This is a genomic window from Paenibacillus tyrphae, from assembly GCF_027925525.1.
Lineage (GTDB): Bacteria > Bacillota > Bacilli > Paenibacillales > NBRC-103111 > Paenibacillus_G > Paenibacillus_G tyrfis_B.
Genome location: NZ_BSDJ01000010.1, coordinates 150,614 through 173,303, shown reverse-complemented (window position 1 = coordinate 173,303; position 22,690 = coordinate 150,614). Strand labels below are relative to the sequence as shown.

Genomic DNA, 22,690 nt, shown 5'->3' with positions numbered 1-22,690 from the left:
TTCGCTGCGAACCTAAACCGCGTTCCCGAGCCGCCATAAGGTCTTGGCCGATGTGGTGACCGCCGACACTCCGGCGTCAAGCGCGTTGCGCACTTCCGAGGCTTCCTGCAGCAAGCCTCCGGCCCATATGGGCACTCCCGCTTTAGAGACCACATGCTTCAAAATATGGGAAGGGACGCTCCCGGGAAGCACCTCCGCGTAATCGGGGTTCGTCTTCTCCAATTGCTGCAGACTCATTTCCAACGCGATCATATCAAGCATGAAAATCCGCTGAATGGCGATCAGCTTTTTCTTTTTGGCGGCCTGCACGACTTGACTCCGGGTTGAAATGATGCCCGCCGGCTTCACCTCTTGCGCCAAAAATTCGACCGCATGCTCGTCCGCCTTCAATCCCTCGATCAGATCGACATGCAGGATCATCTTCTTGCCGAACTGTTCCGCCTGCCGAACGATCGATTTCACGCGTGCCAGATGCGCATCCAGCAAAATCAAATATTCGTGATTCGATTGCAGCAGCTCTTCGAAGTCTTTCAGATGCCTGACGGCTGGAATAACGGGCTGGCTGATTGTACGCATGTCGGACCCCCTCCTTTATCGTCAAATGTTGATGATGAGAACTGAATATCCCCAATGCCGAAATGACCGTTCACGATGCCATTCACGCGCCTCACGAGCTGATGTTTTCCACTTCAACGGCAAACACGTGATTCAATTGTTTAACGGCATAATAGATCGACGCCGTTCTCCGTTTCTCCGGAGCAGAAACGACCATCTGGACCTGCTGCCCGTCTTCGCCGATATCTTTGATTTTCATATGCTTCACTTTCATGCCCTGCGATTCGAACTCGTCAATCAGCCGGGACATTTCCCGGTTGTTGCGGACGACAATCGTCACCGACCAGTCGCGCTCCCGCAGTTTGCGCGGACCGAGCAGCTTGATGAACTCCGGAAGCAGGTTTACGGCCGCAATAATGAGCAAAACCGCGGACAGCGCTTCCTCGTAGAAGCCCGCGCCCGTCGCGATTCCCAAGCCCGAAGCCGCCCATACCATAGCCGCTGTCGTCAGACCGGAGATGACGTCGTTGCTTCGCCGCAAAATGACGCCCGCGCCGATGAAACCGACGCCGCTGACGATTTGGGCTGCAAGCCGCAGCGGATCCATGTTCGTATGGCCGGGAACCGAAAATTTTTGCACCGATTGGATCGAAACGATCGTGATCAGGCAACTGGCCACCGAGATGACCATGCTCGTTTTAAGCCCGAGCGGCTTATGCTTGAGCTGGCGGTCGATGCCGATCAGCAAGCCCAAAAGCAATGCGATGAACAGTTTCAGTAACGGATCGTAGGGCATCCCGTTTCCTCCTTGCCTAGTGGGCCGTTCCGCTCATATTCAGACCGATCACCCCGACGATGATGAGGCCGATAAACATCATTTTCCGGATGGTAAACACCTCATCGAAAAACATGATCCCGATGGAAACGATCAGCGCCGTGCCAACGCCGGACCATATCGCGTACGCCGTCCCGACCTCGAGTTTTTTCAAAGCCAAACTGAGAATCGAAAACGCTAGGCTGTAAAACACGAACATCAAAATCGAAGGGACGGGCTTCGTCAATCCTTGCGAAAACTTCATGCTTGTTGTACCGGCCACTTCGAACAGTATGGCGAGCGACAAATAGATCCACTTCATCCTAACCGCCTCCTCCTCTCTACTATGCTGGGATCTTGCCATCCCGGGTCCGATGACCGGGAGGATCGGCCAACCGTTGCCTTCATTTCATGACATCAGGCACATTCGTAATAACGCCGTCAAGTCCTAGCCGCCGCATCTCCTTGTACCACTCAGGGGAATTGGCCGTATACGGATAAACGGCATAGCCGTATTCATGACAGCGCGCGATATATTCCGCGTCGACGAACGAATAGTCGGGATGCATGCTGCGCACCGCAAATGGCAATCCGGCAGCGTACCGCCAAGGCTCGATCAGCCGTGTCGCAAACAGCAGGCCGAGCTCGATGTCCGGATTAAGCTCCGCCGTTTTGCGCAGCGCGTAATGGTCGAAGGAGGAAACGATCACCCTGTCAACCATGCCAAACCGTTGGATCGCCTGCACGATCTTCTCTTCGATGCCTTCGTAATAGTACGGTATATGTTTGATTTCCAGATTGACGATCAGCTTCGTGTCGCATACGAGCGTCAGAAACTCCTCCAGCGTCGGAATGCGTTCTCCCGCGAACGACTCGCCGTACCAGCTTCCGGCATCGAGCCGTCTGAGCTCGTCCAGCGTGCAATCTTTGATCAGCCCTTTGCCGTTCGTCGTGCGGGACAGCTCTTCGTCGTGACATATGACGACGTGTCCGTCCTTCGTCAGCTGCAGATCGAGCTCGATGCCGTCGCTATCCATCTCCAGCGCCAGGCGAAACGCCGCCATCGTATTTTCCGGCGCATAGTTCGAAGCTCCTCGGTGAGCGATAATCATGCGCGATTTCCTCCGTTTTTGAAAAAATGACGGGCTGTCCGGACGTCAGTGAGTTGACGCCCCCCGGCACAGCTCCGTCGTTTCGTTATTTTTTCGCGTTCACTTTGTTACTTTCTTCCAGCAGCTTGTTGATTTTGCCCGCAAGCGCGTCGACGATCGATTGGGGATCCTGCCCGCCGTACAGCTTCTCGATCGATGTCGCCACTTCAAGCCGCGCTTCCGGAAATACAGAAATTAGCGCGCCTTGCGTCGCCGTCGACGACTTCGAGTTGTGCAACTGATCGACAGCCGTCAGGAATTGCGGATATTTCGCATACGTGTCTTTCAACGTTTTTTGGTCGTAAGCCGCCTTCGTAATCGGGAAATAGCCGGTATTGGACGCCCATTCCGCTTGCGTCTCCGGTTTGGCGACGAATTTCATGAAGTCCCAGGCCGCGTCCTTCTCCTCTTGGGCGACGCTTTTCATCATCCAGAGCGAGGCTCCGCCGATGACGACGCCTTGCGGCTGCTTGCCGTCCGGAACCGGCAAATAGCCTGTCCCCACCTGAAACGGCGCGTTCTGTACGTTGTAGGTCGTATCGCCCGTCGTATCGAGATACATCGCGACTTTCCCGGCCTGGAACGCGGCGAGAATGTCATCCCATTTGCGCCCGTAGTTGCCGAGCGAGCCGTCTTTGTTCATGTCGTCCAGCCATTTGAAGATGGCAAGCCCTTCCGGACCGTTGATAAGCGACTTTGTCGGCGTTCCGCTGCGGCCGTTTCCTTGATCGACGAAATCGGCGCCCTGGTTGGCGAGAAGCTGCTCGATAAACCAGCCGTAGATGAGGATCGCAAACCCTTTTTCATCGCCCTTGGACAGCTTTTTGGCCGCTTCGCGAATTTCGCCGAACGTCTTCGGCGGCTGCTCCGGGTTGAGCCCGGCCGCTTTGAATTTGTCTTTGTTGTAGAAAAGAACGGCGTTTGACGCGTTGAAAGGAAGCGAATATAGCTTGCCGTCTACCTGGTAGTAGCTCAGAATACCCGGCTCCAGCTGGGAAATATCGTATTTTTCCTTGTCCATAAAATCTTGCACCGGTTGGATAAAGCCGCTGTCGATCATATATTTCGTACCGACTTCGTTGACCTGCACGATGGTCGGTGCTTCCGCCGTTCCGCCTACCGATTTCAGCTTTGTCAATGCTTCCTCGTAGCTGCCTTGAAACACGGCTTCGACCTTCACTTTGTTTTGCGAGGCGTTGTACTTATCGACGATCGTCTGCACATGCTTCCCGAGATCGCCGCTCATCGCGTGCCAGAACGTCACCTTGATTTTACCGTCGTCCGATTTGCGGGCTTCCGTTTTGCCGTCGGAGCCGGCGGAGTTGCTACATCCGAAAACCGATACGACAAGAGCGAACACCAGCAGCAGAAGCATCCATTTTTTCATGCGTTGTTTACCCCTTTTTCGATTGGATTCAAGTTAGTTGGTTTATCCTTTTACCGCCCCGGCCATCAAGCCGCGTTTCAACTGCTTCAGACCGAGGAAGAGGAAAAGCAAGGTCGGCATAAGGACTATGACGACTCCCGCCATAACGGCGGACCAATTCGTGCTCGTCTCCTGGGAAATCATCATTTTGAGCCCGATCTGAACGGTGCGGACATGGTTGTTCGTCGTCGTCAGGAGCGGCCACAGGTACATGTTCCACGTCGTCAAAAATCCGTACACGCCCAAGGCGCTGACCATCGGCTTGGAAAGGGGCAAGATGAACGATACGAAAAAGCGAAATCGTCCGCAGCCCTCCAATTCGGCCGACTCCTGCAAATCTTTCGGAATGGTCAGGAAATGCTGCCGCAGCAGGAACGTCCCAAAAGCCAGCGCGAAGAAAGGAGCCGACAACCCTTGATACGTGTTGAGCCAGTTCAGATGCACGACCGTCAAATAATTCGGAATCACGATCGCTTCCCACGGAATCATCATCGTAGAGATGAGCACCATGAAGAAAACATGCTTGCCCCGAAAATCGATAAACACGATCGCAAAAGCGGCCAGGCTGCAGACGGCGATTTGTCCAACCATGACCGTCGTCGAGACGATCAGGCTGTTCGCCATAAATGTCATCAGCGGCACGGTATGGATCGCCCTCAGGAAATTGTCAAAGGAGAGCGATGTCGGAATGATGTTGCCGACCAGCAACTGGTCCGATCTGAGGAAGCTGGCAAGTACCGCATACAGAATCGGGAAAAAGATCAGCAGCGCTGACAAGCCGAGCAGCACGTACAGCATGACGGTTTTGAACGTGGATTTCATTGGTAGTGCACCTTCTTTTCTCCGACTTTGAACTGAACGATCGTTACGAGCAGCACGACGAGAAACAGGAGAATCGCCTGCGCGCTGGCCAAGCCGAATTTGTAGTGAATGAATGCGTTCTGGAAAATCGAGTAGACGATCAGGTTGGTCGATTCCGCAGGTCCACCCTGGGTCAAAATATCGATCTGCCCGAACGACTGGAACGAATTGATAACGGTTACAATTATCACGAAAAACAGGCTTGGAGAAACCATCGGCAGCGTGATCCGGAACAGCCGCGTCCAATAGTCGGCGCCGTCGATCGTCGCGCTTTCGTAGATATCCTCCGGAATGCCCTGCAGCCCGCCGAGCAAAATGATGAAGTTGAACCCGAGGCCCATCCAGATCGAGGTGACCGCAACCGAAAAGAGCGCCCAGTGGGGATCGGTCAGCCATTTGATCGGCTCCGCCCCGAACCAGGAAAGCGCATGGTTCAGAAAGCCGACGCTCGGATGAAACAGGAACATGAAGATGGTGGACCCGGCAGCGACCGAAACGCCGATCGTCGAAGAAAAGATCACGCGGAAAAATTCGATGCCGCGCAGCTTTTCACTGGCAATGACGGCCAGAAACAGGGCGAGCGCCACACCGACCGGCACCGTGTACAGCACGTACAGGAAGGTCGACTTCATGCTCGTTCGGAAGCTGTCCGACGCAAGCAGGTCCGTGTAGTTGTCCAAGCCTACGAACAATACGGGCTCGCCCTTGGCGTTCGTCGCGAAGAAGCTATAATAAAGCGTTTTCATGATTGGATAAAAAGTGAATACCGTCATTAACACGAGCATGGGACTCAAGTACAGCATGCCCACTCCAAAGTTGGCCATCGCTCTTGATTTGACCTTCCTCGGTCTAGATCCGCTTTGAACAACATGTTGCGATACAGGTACATCCATTTCGTAAAAGCCCCTCCTTTTCGTTGAAAACAAAGAAGACCGATCGACAACGGCAGCGCTTCCTCATTAAAGCGTTTCGCCATCTCGTGATTCCGGTCTTCTCCAAGTCTGCAACCGTTTTATTAACTTGTGAGACTCAGTATAAGACAACCGCCTTGAGAAATCAATATGAAAATTCAATATTTTTTGAATATATTATTTTCAGCCTACTAGCCAAAATATTTCTCCGAACGTTATAATGGCAATAAACCCTTATTAAAAGTGAATTTCGGCTGTTAAAACAGATCGTGCCACCTTATAGAAGTATTCAATATTCAATTTTCATTGTTCGATAAACACGAGAAAACTTTTGCATTTTCCGGAAAAACCGCCTTCGCCATAGAGGAAACCGCGAAATGTGGTATATAATGAGCGTGAGTCCAATATTTTTTGAACGAATCCAACGATGCAAGGATGTGTTCGAGCATGGAGAACAGTTGGTCGGAGAAACGGCTTCAGCTTAAGGAGAAATTCATCGACGCGATCGCCGATACGATGGATTTGTATGGCATTGTGCCTTCCGTGGCCAAGCTGTACGGGATTATGTTTTTTGAAGATGAGCCGATGACGCTTGAGAAAATGAAGGATGTCATGGGGATGAGCAAGAGCAACATGAGCTACGCCGTACGTGCGCTGGTCGACTCCAAAATGGTCGTTAAGCTGGATAACAAGAAGGAACGGAAAGATTTGTACCAGGCCGAAAGCAACTTCTATACGGCATTCCAAAATTTTTTTGCGACGAAATTACAGCGCGAGATGGACGTGATGGTCAATGCCATCGGCGAGGTCACCCCGGAGCTGAAGGAGCTCATTCTGCACATCGATACGCCCGACGACGTGCGAAAGCAGGCGTTGAAAGACTTGCACAAGCTTGTGCACGCGACGGAGTACTACGCATGGCTGCAAACGTTTATCGAGCAAATCAATGAAGGGGAAATATTCCGCAAGAAAGCGGACGGGGACAGGGATGCGGATGCGACGAACGGCGGTAAATAGCGAACGGGTAGAGGAGCAAAAATAGAAAAAAACCATGGGACCCGGTCATCGCCAGCAGGTGTGCCATGGTTACGTTTGTTACATCGCGTGAACCTGTCCTCGTCCATTATTCCGCCACGATCTAAATGATATCTTTTTTTCTCAAGCTCGGCCTTCCATTCCTCCGGAGCCGGCTTGTTGCATATCACGGTATCGACGTCTTTCAGATCGCAAATTTTGCAGAACGTGTTCGCGCCGATTTTCACGTCCGTTGGCATCCGTGAAGAAGTGGCTAATATGCAGTTCAACGGATCACACGTACAATCGCTTTTAGCTTGGCTCCGCTTTAGGAACCAGTTCTTTATTTTGCTCAATTCCTTTGATCTCATCGTAGTAGACGTTTAATGTTTATTCCAGTAAGTTTTTCATCTGAGATTGTTCATAACGTGTCGAGTGCGAAGACTTATCGAACAGCTACATTGGTACGGGGCTCTATGCCTATTGGATCGGAATCTTTGAGGCTTCGCGTAGAAAACGAGTATGGGATAGACGTCATCTTCCGCTAATCCAGGCCGACTATCGAGAAACCTTCCTTCAAACATCCAATCGATATTTCGAACCATAGTCATCGGCAGTCGCGTATCAATGATGATTCCCCAGTCGATTCCTTGCTCCTGAAAATCACTAACTACCTTTACAGTTCTCACCACTTCTTTTCCCCCTGCTGTTCCGATATTTCCAATGTCCTTGCAAATTCAAGCGGATATTGCTCTCTTATATCCACAACACGATCCATCCAATTTAGTAGCATCAAATATCGATACTCGACTTTCGACAAAGTGTGATGGATTCTTCCAGTTTTCCAACCTAGATCACGAGTGAGATAACCGTCCCTTTAAAAAAATAAATAAACGCCCCTACCATGGTAGGGGCGCGTGATGTTGTAGTATTCGCTGTGGTTCCAGCTTATCTCTCACTAAAAATTCACTTGTGCACCTTCGCTTCAAAACTTTATTGTCAATTTTAAAACATATTTGGCAGCCAACAATTATTGAGCTGAATGCGTTTCATTGACAAACCACTACATAACGTAATAAAATATTTTTACGTAAATATATATTTTTATAAAGGTGGTGGCTTCATGAACCTGTTAATCTTGGGCGGTACCCGGTTTTTGGGGAGGGCTTTGGCGGAGACGGCGCTGGAGCGGGGGCATACGTTGACGCTCTTTCATCGCGGCCAGCACAGTCAAGACGCTTTTCCCCAAGCGGAGCACATTATTGGGGACCGTGAAAGCGGGCTTGAACTGCTGCAGGGCAGAACGTGGGACGCGGTGATCGACACGTGCGGCTTTGTTCCCCGCGTCGTACGCTCCTCGGTTGAACTGCTGAAGGATCGTGTAGGACATTATACGTTCATTTCGTCCGTATCGGTGTATGAGGATCTAACGCGGTTACATGTAAAGGAAGACGCCCCTGTCGCAATTCTTTCCGATGAAAGCACCGAGGACGTGACGCAGCATTACGGCGCGCTCAAAGCGCTTTGCGAGAAAGCGGTCGAAGCCGCTATACCCGGCAGAGCGCTGCACATCCGGCCCGGACTGATCGTCGGCCCGCACGATTATTCGGACCGCTTCACGTACTGGCCCCATCGGATCGCACAAGGGGGAGAAGTGCTTGTGCCGCCAAAAGAAGGGCGTATTCAGGTGATCGATGTGAGAGACCTCGCCGCGTGGATTATTGACTTAGTTGAAAAGCGGACGGTCGGCACGTTTCATGCCAGCGGCGGCGACTTTACGATGGAGCAGCTCGTGGACGCGTGCGCCCGATTCAGCAGCCGTCCTGCCGAGTTCACCTGGGTCACCGAGCCGTTTTTGAGAGAGCAGCAGGTCGGCCAATGGATCGAGCTCCCTCTCTGGCTGCAAAGCGACAGCTTGATCGGCATGTTCGCCATGGATAATACAAAGGCATTCGCTTCCGGACTGACGACCAGACCATTAATCGATACGGTTCGCGACACCCTCGCATGGGATCGAAGCCGACCACCGGAGGAGAAGCGCAAAGCCGGACTGGAGCCGGCCCGCGAGGCGGAACTGCTCCGCTTGTGGCGTAGCAGAGATGCCGCGGCTTTCGGGCCACAATGAATTGAAACGCTTACAAAATGGAGGATCTTTCGTTCGGGAGGCAGCCGCAGAGTCGACAAGTAATATCGGCGGACAACACCCGTGAGGCGCGGCAGCGTGCAGCGGAAAAGCACGCGTACCGCGGCCGCGGAGTTACGAGCAGCCGTCGTGCTTCGGCTTGTAATCGCTTGGGGCTTGGCCGGTCCACCGGCGGAACTGCCGGGAGAAGTGGCTCGCGGATTGGAACCCGAGCCGCTCGGCGATCTCCGTCATCGGCAGGTTCGTCGTCACCAGCAGCTCCTTCGCCAGACTCAGCCTTCTTCGGCTGACGTACTGCTTGGGCGATAAGCCGTACACCTTGGAGAACAGCTTCGAGCATTGGCTGCGGCTCAGGTGAAGCTCCTCCGCCACGGCGGAAATCGTCGCCTCTTCATGAAAGCTTCCAGCCAGCCGCTCTTCGATCGCATGTGCGACATCGATCGCAAATAAAGTAGCCTCCTTGGACGAGGCTTGACCGGCGTGCGCATCCCGCTCCCGGATTAACGCAAGCACATCCCGAACGATGAGCAGCGTGTACGATTGCAGCAGCAGCCGGTCCTCGAACCGGGGATTCAGCTCCTCGTGCCAGGACACATCTCCATGCGTATCGGGAGCGGCGTACTGCCGCATCATTTCTTCCAATTCCTGAACATAGAACGGAAGCTTCCCGCGGCTCGCAGACCCGGACGGAATATGGGAGTAAGGCGCAGCTCCGAGCACGCTCCGCACCTCCGCATCGTCCAAGTCGAAGTGCACGTTGAAGAACCGGTAATGCGAGCTTGCGGCTGCCGCGGATTCGTGACGGATGCCCGATTTGATCAGCAGCCAGTCCCCCGGACGAAGCGTCAAGGAGGTCCGGTTAATTTCGTGCACCGATTCCCCCTCCAGGCAGCAGATCAGCTCATACAAATGATGATGATGCCGCGGGTACCGCCAACCCGGCGGCTTGATGCCAAAGTGACAGCCGGTCACCTGCAGCGTCTGTGTCATATTAGGAAAATGGAATAAACGGTCCATGCCGGTGACCGCTCCCTTCTGGCCAAATCCACGCTTTTCCTCAATGTAACACGTTTCGCAGGCCGGTGTCATCTTGAAACGGGTTTGCAAAGATTCCCACAAAACGTAAAAGACCGGCGCCAACCCTTGACAGGTCGGCACCGGCCTCATTCATCGTTACCTTATTATACCGTTACTTGCGATACCGGTCCAAGCTCCGGCCGATCCGTGAACGTCAGCTCCCGCTTCTCCATTCCATGAAGCTCGAACACGACGATCTCGTTCTCCCCTTGCCGCAGCAGCGGCGCAGGGATATACAGCGTCTGCTGCGGCCCGCGCTTCCAGTAGCGGCCCAGATGGAAGCCGTTGACATACACGATGCCCTTGTTCCAACCATCGAGGCGCAGGAACGTATCCGCCGGCTGCCCCTCGATCGGCAGCACCGCGCGGTAAAAGCCAGGGTATCCCGGCTCCGCTTCCTTCCCGTTAAAGCTGACCGGGGCTACGTCCTCCAGCGGCAGCGGATAGATGTTCCAACCGAACAGGAACTGGTTGCCGTGGCGGATGCCTTCCGTGATACCTTTGCGGTCGAGCATGAACGGCCCGTAGTTGATCCGGCCCATATTTTCGACCAAAATGCGCAGTGTCGCTCCGCCCTCCGGCACGGCGAACGCTACCTTTTGGCTCGGGTCCCAGCGCTCGATTACACCCATGAATTCGTCGTTCACATAAACCAACGCCCGATCACGGCAATCCTGCAGCACGAGCTCCCGTTCCTCCCGCGGCCCGGAGATGAACGTTTCGTACAGGATGAACCCGTCGTTTTGTCCGACTGCCTCCATCGGCTCCGGGCACGTGTGGCGAACCGGCTCCGACAGGCTGTCCAGCTGCCCGAACAGCGAGGCCGCTTCGCGAACCGGCACACTTCCATAGGCGGCCTTCGGAATCGGGTGCGGCAGCTCCAGCGGCGGCAGCTCCATGTAGCGGGCCAGCGTTTCCCGCACCGCGTAAAACTTATCCGTCGGCTCGCCGGATTCGTTCAGCGGCACATCGTAATCGTAGCTGGTGATCGTCGGCTCGTAATGATCGCGCTCCGGACAGTTCGCCCCGCTCATATAGCCGAAGTTCGTTCCGCCGTGGAACATATAGAAATTGACCGAAGCGCCGAGACGGAGCATATCGTCGAATACGTCCGCTACGTCCTTCGCGTCCCGCGTATGGTGCTGCTCGCCCCAATGGTCGAACCACCCGTTCCAATATTCCATGCACATGATCGGTCCGTCCGGCTGGTACTTCCGCAGCATCTCGAACGCTTCCTCCGCCCGGGACCCAAAGTTCACCGTCTCCAGCACGCCGGGAATCATGCCGCCCTGCAGCATGAAATGCTCCGGACCGTCGGAGGTGAACAGCAGCACGTCCATCCCCCGCTGCAGCATCGCATCCTTCAAATAAACCAGGTACGCCCGGTCGTTGCCGTAGCTGCCGTACTCGTTCTCGACCTGCATCGCGATAATCGGCCCGCCGTTCGTGCACAGCAGCGGCTTCAGCAGCGGAAGCAGCACATCATAGTACGCGTCGACGCGGTCAAGATACGGCCGGTGCATACAGCGCACCCGCATACCCGGATCGGCGAGCAGCCAAGCCGGCAAGCCGCCGAACTCCCACTCCGCGCAAATGTACGGGCTTGGCCGAACGATCACATGCAGACCGACCTCGCCAGCGATCTCAACAAAACGAACCACGTCCGCCAGCCCGTCAAAACGGAACTGGCCCGGCTTCGGCTCGTGAAGATTCCAAGGAATATACGTTTCTACGGTATTGAAGCCGCAGGCTTTCAGCTTAAGCAGACGATCCCGCCAATACTCGGGCACCACCCGAAAATAATGAATCGCACCGGAAACAAGACGGATCGGTTCCCCATCCAGACAAAATTGCCCGTTTTGCACATCGAACGTCGCCATAAGAGCACCCTTTCTGCATTCGGTATTCTCCCTTTATCTTAGAACGTTCGCGGACAATACCGAATAGCCAAAGCGTCCGATTATTTGACCTTTTTTTCCGTTGGTTGGGTGTTGTGGAGGGCTGGAAAGGAAACAGATATTCTTGCCGCTGCATTATCTTTTGGATACCCACGAATACTTCTTCGCTACGCGACGAAGATCTTTTTTTCCGCATTATTCGTTCGTCTACGCTGAGTACAATATTCATTCGGAACCGGGTAAGGAAAAGAAAAACCTTGAGGACTACTAACCTCAAGGTTTGGAAATATAACTAGCGCTATTAATCTCTACTAAAGTATTCATCAGAGAACTCGCCGTCAATATTATAATCCACATCATAGTAGAAAAGTCGAATCCCTGTCTTCGGATGAACCAAATGAAGGGATATTCTAAAATACGGATACTCTCTGTCATTGTTATTCACAAAAATATTTGTGCAGTTGTATTTTATTTTCAAGTCTGAATATTTTAGCCCTTTTGGTAATTCTCCCTCCGCATCTTTGAGGGAATTATTGTCGCTATTTTGTATTAATTTTTCAAGAAGGTGTTCTGTATTTCTTTTCAATTTCTCGAAATCATAACTATCATTAAAAATCTGCTCAATGGATTTCAAATTCACGGCTTATCACCACTTTTCTCATCGTTTTCCATCCGTCATATGATCAAAAACCATAGCACCATTTTCATCAATTCTTCCATATATTCTTACATGATTTGGCGCACCTACAACTTTTATTTTGTGAGTATAGGTATAACCTTTATGCTTAATAATTTAGTTGCTCGTTAGACTTATTATCCCGTCTGCCCCTTCGCGCGCTTTAGCGTAGCCCATATCTTTTGCCTTGACAAACTTTTTATCTAGTTGCAGCCTTTTTAATTCATTATAGATAGGAGTAGAAAAAAAGATCCTTGAAAAAATTATTCAAGGATCTGATTATAACTAGTATTTCACCTGAGGTCACGCACAAAGTCATTTATTTTTGGTAAAACTTCTTCCTCAAAGGAACCGGGGGTCACTTCGATAACTTCCATGTGAAAATCAGATTCTGCCTCATAGTAGATCAGTGCAAAGGAATAATTTCCAAAGCTGTTGTTTTTCTTATGCACTAAACACTTAAAATAAACTTCGGTTAAATCAATAGCTCCAATAATTTCTTCTATGGTTTGTACGGTATACCATGAAACTTTTACCAATGGATTTGATTTTAATTTATCAGTTTCCATATCAAACCAAGTATTATTGACAAAAACTATCTTATCTTTAGTAAAATTATAAACATGTGGATTAACTTCAGTTAAAACTGTTTCGTAAATAAGAGATTTAACCTTTTCGATTACTTCTTCAGCTACTACTATATTTCCTGACAAAAATTCATTCAAGATTGATTTTTGGTCTCCCTTCACACCATAACCCTCTTGTAATAAGGTAATTATTTTGTCCGTTAGACCTATTTTAGTACTTTCATTATGAAACAATATTGTATTGTCGAGAAATGATTGATAGTAGTAATTTTTGTCATTTTCAACCATATCCTCATTCCAAAAGTATGGATCGGCACAAAAAGCTTCAAACAGTAATTGTTCGTCAGAATTTTTTGATTTAAAAAGTAAAAGAAGATTGGCTAGGTTTTCTTTGCTTAAATTACCAATATACTTAATCGTATACCTGCCGTCGTTTCTTACGATTTCCATACAATTGTACTTATCCTCCATTAAATCATTTTTAATCATTAAACCACCAATGAATATTCCCTAAAGCATTTTCTAAATGGATATGGTCAGGATGAATATTTTTACTTCGATAACCATCTCTTTGACCTTTTTCAAACCTACCAATTAAAGTTCCTTCTTTATCGTACGCTTTAAAAGAAATATATCCATCGTCTCTTCTGAAACTCTCTTTTATTGATATTTGATTTTCTTTTTGAAAAAGTCCCCATGATTTACCTACCGGTCTCCAATCACCTGTTTGGGGAACATGCTTCTTTGTAACCCCGCTGGCTGCTTGACGAATGTAAAAACAATTAGTGTTATGCACCCAAATCCCAAGGTCACTGACAAAGTAGGTATGGAACTCATCCACCGTCATGTTGTAAACCGTGACGTGCTTATGCTCCAGTTCGATACTGTCTACCTCGAGTGTATGCCCATCACTCTGAACAAGCAAGTCACCGGGCTTGAGGTCTTTGACGAACGCCCACCCCTTACCTTCTACCCAAAACGGATGATTATAGGTCGATTCAATCGTCTGACCACCCACATGAATCTTATAAATCTCATCCGTCTCATGGTTGAAAGTAGCCGTAACCTCTTTATACGCCACTTCTCCGGTTTCGTCAGACTTGGTAAGAACCTTATCTCCGACCTCAATGTCTTCGATATTTTTCTCCCCTTCGTCTGTGAGAACCTTCGTCCCGGCGGTAAAGCAGTTGCACCCGCTGATCAGCTTCTTGGCTGTATTTTCCGCTTTTTTCATCCATGGCCCCATAAACAAGCGCTCAAGCTGCTTCTCCGCGGCGATGACGCCTTTGGTTGCATATTTGCCCACGTGCTTCAATCCCGGAATCGGGACCAGGCTGAGTGCACTTCCGATACCTTCCGCCCAGCGGTCGCCTGTAGACAATCGTTCGCCTGTTACGAAGTTAGTGCCCAAGAATGCTTGCTGGAAGCCTTTGAGCGTACCTACCCACGGCACCGCATCGACGAGGAAGTTGCCCCCCTGTAGCAGGAAGGATGAATCACCATCCCGGCTCAGGCCAAACGGGTCCACATACGAGACTGGGTTACCGTTCACATAAGCGTACCGGTTTAGCGTCGAAGCTTCGGAGATTGTTCCGGTCAGTACGTCGCGATTGATAAAACGTTTGATCTCCGGCTGGTAATATCGAGCCCTCATGTAGTACAAACCATTCGGGTCCGTCATGACCCCGTCACGTCCGTTGTATTGGAACGGGTTGTCTGTGTTCCCTTCGTGCTTCAACGTTTCCCCGTACGGCCCATACGTATAACGATCAGTCACTTGTCCCTTGGCGTCGGTCAAGGCGATCGTACTGCCGCGACGGTCGTAATGATATGTCCGATATTCGCCCGGCGCTTCTTCCCGGCCGATCAGTCCCAGACCGTAGACATAGTAAGCCTTGGCTTTTCCTTGGTCGTCCTTCTCCACCAGCACCTGCGGCAGCCAAGCATTCGGATTCACGACATACCGCGTGGTCTGTCCGCCCGAAGTCACGGCAATACGCTGGTTCTCGGCATTATAAGCGTAGCTTACTCCGCCTGCTGTAATCAACCGGTTGCGTGCATCGAAACGATACTCCTGCATCGTCCCGCCGAGTGGGCCCCAAATCATGTTCCCGTCCTGATCGTAGGTCACGGGATTTCCGTTAAACGTCGCAAGGCGGTTATCCGACGTATATGTCATGGAAATATTTCCCGAAACCATGCCCGGAAGATTCGTCATGGAAGCATATGTTGCCGAGGTGACCGTTCCTGCCGCGCTTCGTCCATACACGGCCGCCGTGACTTCTTGTGCGCGCTGGGTAGCCGCTTCATTGCGTTCTTGAATGACGTTGCCCGCTTCATCGTAATCGAATTGATATCGGCTGATATAGCTGCCGTCGGCGGCGCGGTCCCACAGCTTCCTCAACTGACCGGCTGCGTCATAATCCCGGGTTTCCACGCTGCCGTCCGGGCGGGTGGTGGTCAGAAGACGGCCGTTCGCATCGTATCCGTACGCGGTTTTCCGTCCTGTCCAGTCCGTTACTTCCGTCAATCGGCCTGCGGCATCGTACGTATAAATTACTTTCTTCCCGTCCGGATAGGTCAATGTCGTCAATTGGCCGATTTCGTTATAGCCGTATTGCAGCACGTTCCCATCCATATCCGTATACTTGATCACCCGATCGAGTTTATCGTATTCCCGGGTAGCCGTTTTCCCCGATTGATCCGTAACGGCCGTGATGTTGCCGTTCGCATCGTACGTGTACGTCACAGTCCCTTCGGGGTCGGTAAACCGGTCGAGCCTTCCCGCTTGGTCGTAACGATAAGCCGTAGCTTGTCCGCGTCCGTTCGTCTCTTGTTCAAGCCGTCCGTTCGCATCGTAAGCATAGGTATGAGCATGGCCTGCGGCATTCGTCTCGCTGAGCAACCGCCCTGCTTTATCATAGACGTACTTCGTTTCATTGCGATTCGGGTCAGTAACGCCGGTAATTTGGCTGACCGCGTCAAAAATTTGCGCGGCTTTGCCATGCTTGGCGTCGGTAACCTCGACCAGACGGTTCAACTTATCGTAGGCAAGCTGCGTCTGGCGTCCTTTCGGATCCGTCCACTGGGTTAGCCTGTTCAGTGCATCGAACTGCTGCGTGACTTTGCGGTTCAAAGCGTCCGTGATGGTGATCGGATTGCCCTGCGAATCGAACTCCACCGACCTGATTTTACGGTTCATCGCATCATAGACGGCGATCATTCGATCCTTGACGTCGTAATCGTAGCGGGTGGATTCGCCAAGCGCATTAGTCGACCGTACCAATCTGCCCTTCGCATCGTAAAAGTACAACGTGCTTTGCCCAAGCGCATTCGTTTCTTTCACCAAGCGGCCTTCGCCATTGTACTCGAAACGGGTTTCCTGGTTCAGCGCATTTTTCACACTGGTAAGATTTCCGTTGCCATCATAGAAATATTGCGTCACGTTTCCTTTGGCATCCGTTTCCGTCAACGGGTTCCCCATCGGATCGTACGTGTACGAGACCGTCTGTCCTGCCGGGTCCGTCACGCTGAGCACTTGGTCGTTCGCATTATAGATTAGCAACGTCTCTTTGCCGTCATTTCCCTTGATCCCGACGACGCGACCCGCGGCATTGTAAGAGTAAGTGACCTTATTTCCTTCCTGATTGGTTACGGAAGTAAGCAAACCGTTAGTGTAACCGTAGATCGTTTGTCTGGACAAGGCGTCGGTCGCTTGAGTCATCAACCCGTTCGCGTCATACGCATAGGTCGTTAGATGACCTTCCGGATCGGTGACCCCGATCAGTCGGCCTTTGGCATCATAATGGCTGACGATCTGCTCGTTCTGCGGATTGGTGACTGTGAGCAGGTTGCTGTCGTCGTCGTAGGTCATGGTTACTTTCTGACCGGATGCGTCTGTAACGCTGAGCAGGTTCCCCCTGCCGTCATACGCAAACGTATCCGACTTGCTCTCCGCATCCGTAACCTGTGTCCGGTTGCCTTCGCTATCATAGGTGTAGCCCGTCTCCTGACCCAGTGCATCCCGGACGCGAAGCAGTTGGTAATTCTTGTCGTGGGTCAGTATGTTGATACTGCCTTCACGATCAGTAACCGCGGTAACGAGGGTACCGTCTTTTTCGACATACTCGAACTTCGTTGTACGATGCCCTGCAACGGCATCCTGCTGCGCAATGATCCGGCCCTGGCTGTCGTACGTGTTGCTGAATGTCCGAACGCCTTGCTCCGTTGCCGTGAGAATGCGGCCTTTATCATCATAGCTGTATACCGTTTCCTGACCTGCGGCATCGGTGATTTTCTCCAATTGGCCTTTCGCATCGTAAGACAGCTTCACCTGGCGCTGGAGCGGGTCCTGCACGACAGCAAGCCGTCCATTGACGTCATAGCTTAGTCCGATTCCTATACCGGATAGCGGCTCGGTTACCGAGGCCAGCTGCCCGGAGGCGTTATAGTTAAGCGATAAAGCTTGGCCCTGCTTGTTGCCCAAAGAGAGTAAGCGGCCTGCTGACGAAAATTCATAGACGGTGCCATCCTTGCGGGTCAAGGTATAAGAACCGTCCGCCCGGCGGACCAGCCTGTCCAGCTTCACGGCGGCTTCGTCGGAGACGTAGAGCCCGCTGCCTTTCGAAGTGAACGTATTTTTACGATTCGCGTTCCAATGAACGCTCAGCTTACCATCGCCTGTATCCTCCAAGCGGATGTCGTACAAATGCCCCCAGCCCGGACCCATCACGCCCGAATTCAAGAGCAGGGAGTAATACTGTACCGTAAACGGCACATCTGCGGCACCATGTGCAGTAAGCAGCGTGCGTTGGATGATTTGCGCACCGGTTGCCGTATCGATCGGATCGGCATGCAGGGATTGCGTATCATATTGCGAAGGATCCAGCTTGCGGATCTCTTCGACAGCGCCTACGCCGGAGATCGGCTTGTCGGCCGTCTCGAATGCAAAAGCATCGGCAGGGCCGAATACATCCAACTCGGCTGTTCCGGTATTCAGGATACCGTAACGCACACCAGCTGGAATCATGAGCGGACTTACGCCCGGATGCTGTGTTCCGTCTTCTTTCACATAAGTGAAAGAGCCTCTTACCGCAATCGATTGCGGGCTTCCTGTCCGGTTGGCCGCTTGCATGCTTAGACCCGGTGCGACGGATGCCGAAACAATCGCCGGCCCACTTCGGTCGGTCATCTGAAGCGTGTCGTACGGTCCCCATACCGTCAGATTCGCAGCTTCCGTGTTCGTGATAGCCGCCCGTTTACCCGATGCGACCGTTAAAGCATAGCCTTCAAAAGCTTTTTGATACGGCTGAATGCTTCCGTTCTCGTTCATGACGGCATAGTCGAATTTGCCGCTGGTACGCAGGCTCGTTCCAGCCGTTGTCGCTGCCCCAGCTTCGAGGCTTTGGCCGGAGGCCAACGTCTTGACCATCAGTGCCGGATTGGTACGGTCCGTTATGCGGAAAACGTCCTTGGAGCCTGTCACCACAATCGTCTGACTATCCCGGTTAGTGATCGCGATCCGGTGGGAAGCGACAAGAGGAATACTCCCAAAAGTACCTTCTCTGTCGTAGAACGTGATGTCCCCGGAGCCGTTGTATTTAACAACGTCAATAACGCCGGAAGCTTTGACGCTAAATTCTCTGGAGGAAATGTTAACGGCTTCCATGCTTTGGCCAGGGGCCAGCTCTTTCATAAATGCGACAGGGCCGCTGCCGTCATCGACCGTCACCGCATCGAAAGGAACGGCGATCTGAAACGGCGCTTTATCCGCGTAAGCGATCACGATCCGTTTGAACGGGCTAAGCGAAATGCTTTTTGGATTGGCTCCTTTTACAAAAGAAGATACGCTGCCGTCCGAATTGTAAATCGTATAATCGGAGACGCCCAAGACATCGATATAAATCGAGGCTCCCGTCACGTTCATGAGCCCTACGCTTTGACCGAAGTCAAGCGTCCGGATATAGAACGCCGGATCGGTACGATCGGTGACCCGGAAAGCGTCGTACGAACCCTTTACCCGAACGGATTGTGCATCGACGTTCGTCAGCACGACTTGTCCGCCCGCACTGACTCCCCGCACAGAGGCAGCAGAGCCCCGTCCGTCATACTCGACGTTTCCGTTGCTTTTATAAATCACATAGTCGTGCTTGCCATTGACTTTAACTGAGAAATAAGAAGCCGCATCGTTTTTGGCAGCTAGCGTCTGGCCCGGAGCCAACGTCTTGACAAACGAAACCGGCGTCGCCCGATCTGTGATCCGGAACATGTCAAACGGACCAAAGACCTCCAAAGCGTCCAGCTCGGCATTCATAATCGCAATGCGTTCGCCGGGGTTCACCTGCTTGCTCGTATCGTTGGAGTCCTGAACATACGACTTGACTGGACCAGAGCCTTCGTATATGGCATAATCGTGCGTGCCTTTGATGGAGACCGTCGTATAGCCGGTTCCCGTAAGGGCAGCTTCCATGCTTTGTCCCCGGGCTAACGTTTTTACAAATAAGGCCGGGTCGGGCCGGTCGGAAATTTGAAACGCATCGTAAGACCCCTTCACGGTCATGCTCTGTGCATCGGCATTCGTCACAACGAGCCGATCGCCGGAGCCGATTCCTTTGCTGCCTTTTGGAACCGCCCGTCCGTAATATTCCGGCAAGCTCTTGCCTTTGTAGCTGGCATAGTCGTAAGCGCCGCTCATCCGAATAGAGAATGACGTTCCCGCTCCATTAAGGGCATGGATGGTTTGGCCGGGAGCCAGCTGTTTAACGAAAGAAACCGGCGTCGCGCGGTCGAATACCCGGAAAATATCGTAAGGGCCGTTCACTTCCAGAGCCGGGCCCTCCGTGTTCATAATGGCGATGCGCTCGCCTGGATCCACCTGCTTGGAACCGCTGCCGCTATCGCCTGAATACGACTTGAGCGCTCCGGCAGCATCGTAGATCCCGTAATCCGATATCCCGTCCGTCGTGATCGTCGAGGCTTTCAGTCCCGTATGGACCGCCTCCATGCTCTGTCCGGCGGCTAACGATTTCACGAACAGCGCCGGCTCCGTGCGGTACGCGAGCTGAAAAGCATCATACGGACCCTTGGCCTGAATCGTCCCGGCATCGGCATTCGTTACGATCAATTGATCGGAAGAGCCAACGCTCCGGTTTCCTGCCGGTTTCTTGCGTCCGTACGACCCGGCCTCGCCTTTGCCGTTGTAATTCGCGTAATCATGCAGCCCTGTCAATTTGACGGAATACGCTACGCCGGCTAGATTGACCGCTTTCAACGTCTGTCCGGAACTCAACGCCTGAACGAACGTCACCGGCGCGGACCGGTCGGATACCGTAAACGCATCGTAAGGACCCCATACATCGATAGCAACCGTGTCGGTGTTCATCACGGCGATCTTTTTGCCATGGGCGGTTAATACCGAGCCGATCGAATTATCGTCCGAATAGCTGACCATCGGGCCGGCGGACGACGAATAAGTGGCATAATCGTACTTGCCGGTCATATGGACGTAATAATCTTTGGCCGTCACATTGACGGCTTCCATGCTTTGCATCGGCGCAAGATTTTTTACGAACAGCGCGGGATTGACCCGATCCGCGGTCTGGATAACGTCGTATGGTACCGATACCTCCAAGGCCGAGGTACCCGAGTTGGTAAACGCCACCTTACGGGATGGGCTCACGGTAAAGGTTCCTGCCGCCCGTTTTCGGCCGGACGTCGTCAGGTCGTCGGAATCGGTATAATAAGCGTAATCGTACGTGCCCAGCGTCGTGATGTCCACGCTTCCCGACGAAACGTTCGTCGCTTCCATGCTTTGACCCGGCGATAACGTTCGGATCGTCAGAGCAGGAATTGTGCGGGACGTAATCTTGTATGCGTCGGAAGAACCGGAAATTTCCATCGAGATTCCACCTGCGTTGGTGATGGCGATCCGTTCCGAGGCTTGGTTGTACATGCTTGCAGCGGTCGATCGTCTGGCATAGCTCTGCAGGCTATCTTTGCCGCTGTAGCGGGCATAATCGTATTCACCGTTTAAGCTCAGATAGAACGGCTTCGCAGCCTGATTCAGCGCATCGACGCTTTGGCCCGGAGCGAGCACCGTTTTAAACGTAACAGGCTGCGCACGGTCAGCGAAGGAGAACGTCTCGTAGGGGCCGAAAACCTCGGATGATTCGCCACCTATGTTGGTAACGGCGAGCCGTTCCAAACTATCTACCGCCTTATTCGCCGTCTTCTGGGTCCGGGCATACGAAGTAATGCCGGACGAATCGAATAAGGCGTAATCGTAGGTGCCTCCAACCGTCACATTCGCCGTGTAGGCCGTCGGATTGGAGACTTCCAGACTTTGTCCCGGACTCAGCATGCGGCTGGTAAGCGCCGGATGATTCAGTTCAACGACGGAGAAAGCATCGTACGGCCCGGCAACTTCGACCGAGGACGCACCCGTATTGGTCACATTCAAGTAATTCGCCGCTCCGATGGCATTGCTGCTCAGCCGCTGATTGCGTCCATAGGCAACGACCTGACCCGTACCGCGATGTTCCGCATAATCGTATGTACCGCTTAAGCTGACATTAAAGCTCTTGGGCGAAGTATTGGTCGCCTTCAAGCTCTGTCCCGGCGACAGCGTCCGTGTAAAAGAAGCAGGCTGCGCACGGTCGGCAAACGTGAAGCCGTCATACGGTCCGGACACCTCGTAAGCCTTGGAATCCGTATTGGTCACGACCATCCGTTTTCCAGACGATAACTGTACGGTTCCCGAAGACTTTTTCCGGGAGTACGAATTTACCGCTCCGTCCGCATCGTAAATCGCGTTATCCGACAAACCACCCACCGCCAGGTTGAGCGTTCTGGGCGACACGTTGGCTGCTTCCAAAGTTTGTCCCGGCGTCAACGTTTTATAATAAACGGCGGGAGTTGTGCGTTTGGAATAATCGATCGTTTCGTACGGGCCCCATACCTCATAGGCCTTTTTATCCCGGTTGGTTAACGCAATCCGGTTCTTGGCCGAGAGCGTCAGTTCCCCGACGGCCTTCCCCTTTGTATACGTAACGACCTCGCCGGCATCGTCATACTTGACGTAATCGCTGATCCCGCCCGCCGTGACGCTGCTGCTCTTCCCCGTCGTATTGGTGATATCCAGGCTGTCGCCCGGGCTCAGCCATACCTTCTTTAATGCGGGTGTTGAAGAACTTACGATTTGGTAAGGAATCGAATTGCTGGACAGGGTAATCGACGAAGACGACGTATTCGTTAGAACGATCCGGTAAGTCCCGGACATGGAATACGACGTCCCTTTGTCGGAAGTTTTGTAGTCGGATACGGCCCCATTGTCGAAGTATCTGACATAATCATGCCCTCCGCTAACTTTAACAGACGCCATAATGGAACGGCTGTCAGGATAGGCCGTAATGACTACCGAATTGCCGGGAGATAGAACATAAGACACCGGCTCGGCATAAGCTTCCTTCTCCCAATAAAGGAAGCTTGCAGCTAACAAAAATAAAGCGCAAACGATCCGTCCGATTGAAAACACAGGGTACCCTCCGCTATCAAATTAGAAAATGCTCCTAGGATGCAT

The 22,690-nt window shown here is 52.3% G+C and carries 14 protein-coding genes; 2 read left to right on the top strand and 12 right to left on the bottom strand.

All coding sequences use genetic code 11. From position 1 onward, the window contains the following. Positions 1 to 12 precede the first annotated feature (12 nt). The 7 genes from QMG93_RS14315 to QMG93_RS14285 form a co-directional block, all read right to left on the bottom strand. Positions 13 to 576, bottom strand: a complete 564-nt coding sequence (locus QMG93_RS14315) for a glycerol-3-phosphate responsive antiterminator (protein WP_281937500.1) — start codon at positions 574 to 576, stop codon at positions 13 to 15. Between the two features lie 91 nt (positions 577 to 667). Further along, positions 668 to 1,351: an MgtC/SapB family protein gene (locus QMG93_RS14310; protein ID WP_281937497.1), complete on the bottom strand. Its 684-nt coding sequence runs from the start codon at positions 1,349 to 1,351 to the stop codon at positions 668 to 670. A 16-nt stretch (positions 1,352 to 1,367) separates the two neighbouring features. Further along, positions 1,368 to 1,691 carry a DMT family transporter gene (locus tag QMG93_RS14305; RefSeq protein WP_281937494.1) on the bottom strand — a complete coding sequence of 108 codons (324 nt, stop codon included), beginning with the start codon at positions 1,689 to 1,691 and terminating at the stop codon, positions 1,368 to 1,370. Positions 1,692 to 1,773: 82 nt separating this feature from the next. Continuing rightward, positions 1,774 to 2,481, bottom strand: a complete 708-nt coding sequence (locus tag QMG93_RS14300; protein ID WP_281937492.1) for a glycerophosphodiester phosphodiesterase — start codon at positions 2,479 to 2,481, stop codon at positions 1,774 to 1,776. Between the two features lie 85 nt (positions 2,482 to 2,566). Next, complete coding sequence (locus tag QMG93_RS14295) at positions 2,567 to 3,907, bottom strand: ABC transporter substrate-binding protein (protein WP_281937490.1); 1,341 nt, start codon at positions 3,905 to 3,907, stop codon at positions 2,567 to 2,569. Positions 3,908 to 3,949: 42 nt separating this feature from the next. Then, on the bottom strand, positions 3,950 to 4,768 hold the full coding sequence (locus QMG93_RS14290) for a carbohydrate ABC transporter permease (RefSeq protein ID WP_281937488.1): 819 nt from the start codon (positions 4,766 to 4,768) through the stop codon (positions 3,950 to 3,952). Beyond that, positions 4,765 to 5,631, bottom strand: coding sequence for a carbohydrate ABC transporter permease (locus QMG93_RS14285; protein ID WP_281937486.1), 867 nt, complete (start codon positions 5,629 to 5,631; stop codon positions 4,765 to 4,767). The genes QMG93_RS14290 and QMG93_RS14285 overlap by 4 nt, the downstream gene beginning before the upstream one ends. A 534-nt stretch (positions 5,632 to 6,165) precedes the next feature. Here QMG93_RS14285 and QMG93_RS14280 point away from each other — a divergent pair. Both QMG93_RS14280 and QMG93_RS14275 read left to right on the top strand, forming a co-directional pair. Next, complete coding sequence (locus tag QMG93_RS14280; RefSeq protein ID WP_281937484.1) at positions 6,166 to 6,735, top strand: GbsR/MarR family transcriptional regulator; 570 nt, start codon at positions 6,166 to 6,168, stop codon at positions 6,733 to 6,735. Positions 6,736 to 7,855: 1,120 nt separating this feature from the next. Then, a complete protein-coding gene (locus tag QMG93_RS14275) occupies positions 7,856 to 8,857 on the top strand; it encodes an NAD-dependent epimerase/dehydratase family protein (protein ID WP_281937482.1) in 1,002 nt (333 codons plus the stop codon). A 132-nt stretch (positions 8,858 to 8,989) separates the two neighbouring features. Here QMG93_RS14275 and QMG93_RS14270 read toward each other — a convergent pair whose 3' ends face one another. From QMG93_RS14270 to QMG93_RS14250, 5 genes are all read right to left on the bottom strand, one after another. After that, entirely contained in the window at positions 8,990 to 9,892 is a 903-nt protein-coding gene (locus QMG93_RS14270) for an AraC family transcriptional regulator (protein WP_281937480.1), read from the bottom strand. Positions 9,893 to 10,056: 164 nt separating this feature from the next. After that, positions 10,057 to 11,832: a glycoside hydrolase family 35 protein gene (locus QMG93_RS14265; protein ID WP_281937478.1), complete on the bottom strand. Its 1,776-nt coding sequence runs from the start codon at positions 11,830 to 11,832 to the stop codon at positions 10,057 to 10,059. 319 nt (positions 11,833 to 12,151) lie between these two features. Next, positions 12,152 to 12,490, bottom strand: a complete 339-nt coding sequence (locus QMG93_RS14260; protein ID WP_281937477.1) for a hypothetical protein — start codon at positions 12,488 to 12,490, stop codon at positions 12,152 to 12,154. A gap of 329 nt (positions 12,491 to 12,819) precedes the next feature. Continuing rightward, complete coding sequence (locus QMG93_RS14255; protein ID WP_281937475.1) at positions 12,820 to 13,563, bottom strand: hypothetical protein; 744 nt, start codon at positions 13,561 to 13,563, stop codon at positions 12,820 to 12,822. A gap of 31 nt (positions 13,564 to 13,594) precedes the next feature. Then, positions 13,595 to 22,645, bottom strand: a complete 9,051-nt coding sequence (locus tag QMG93_RS14250; RefSeq protein ID WP_281937473.1) for a polymorphic toxin-type HINT domain-containing protein — start codon at positions 22,643 to 22,645, stop codon at positions 13,595 to 13,597. Between the last annotated feature and the right edge of the window lie 45 nt (positions 22,646 to 22,690).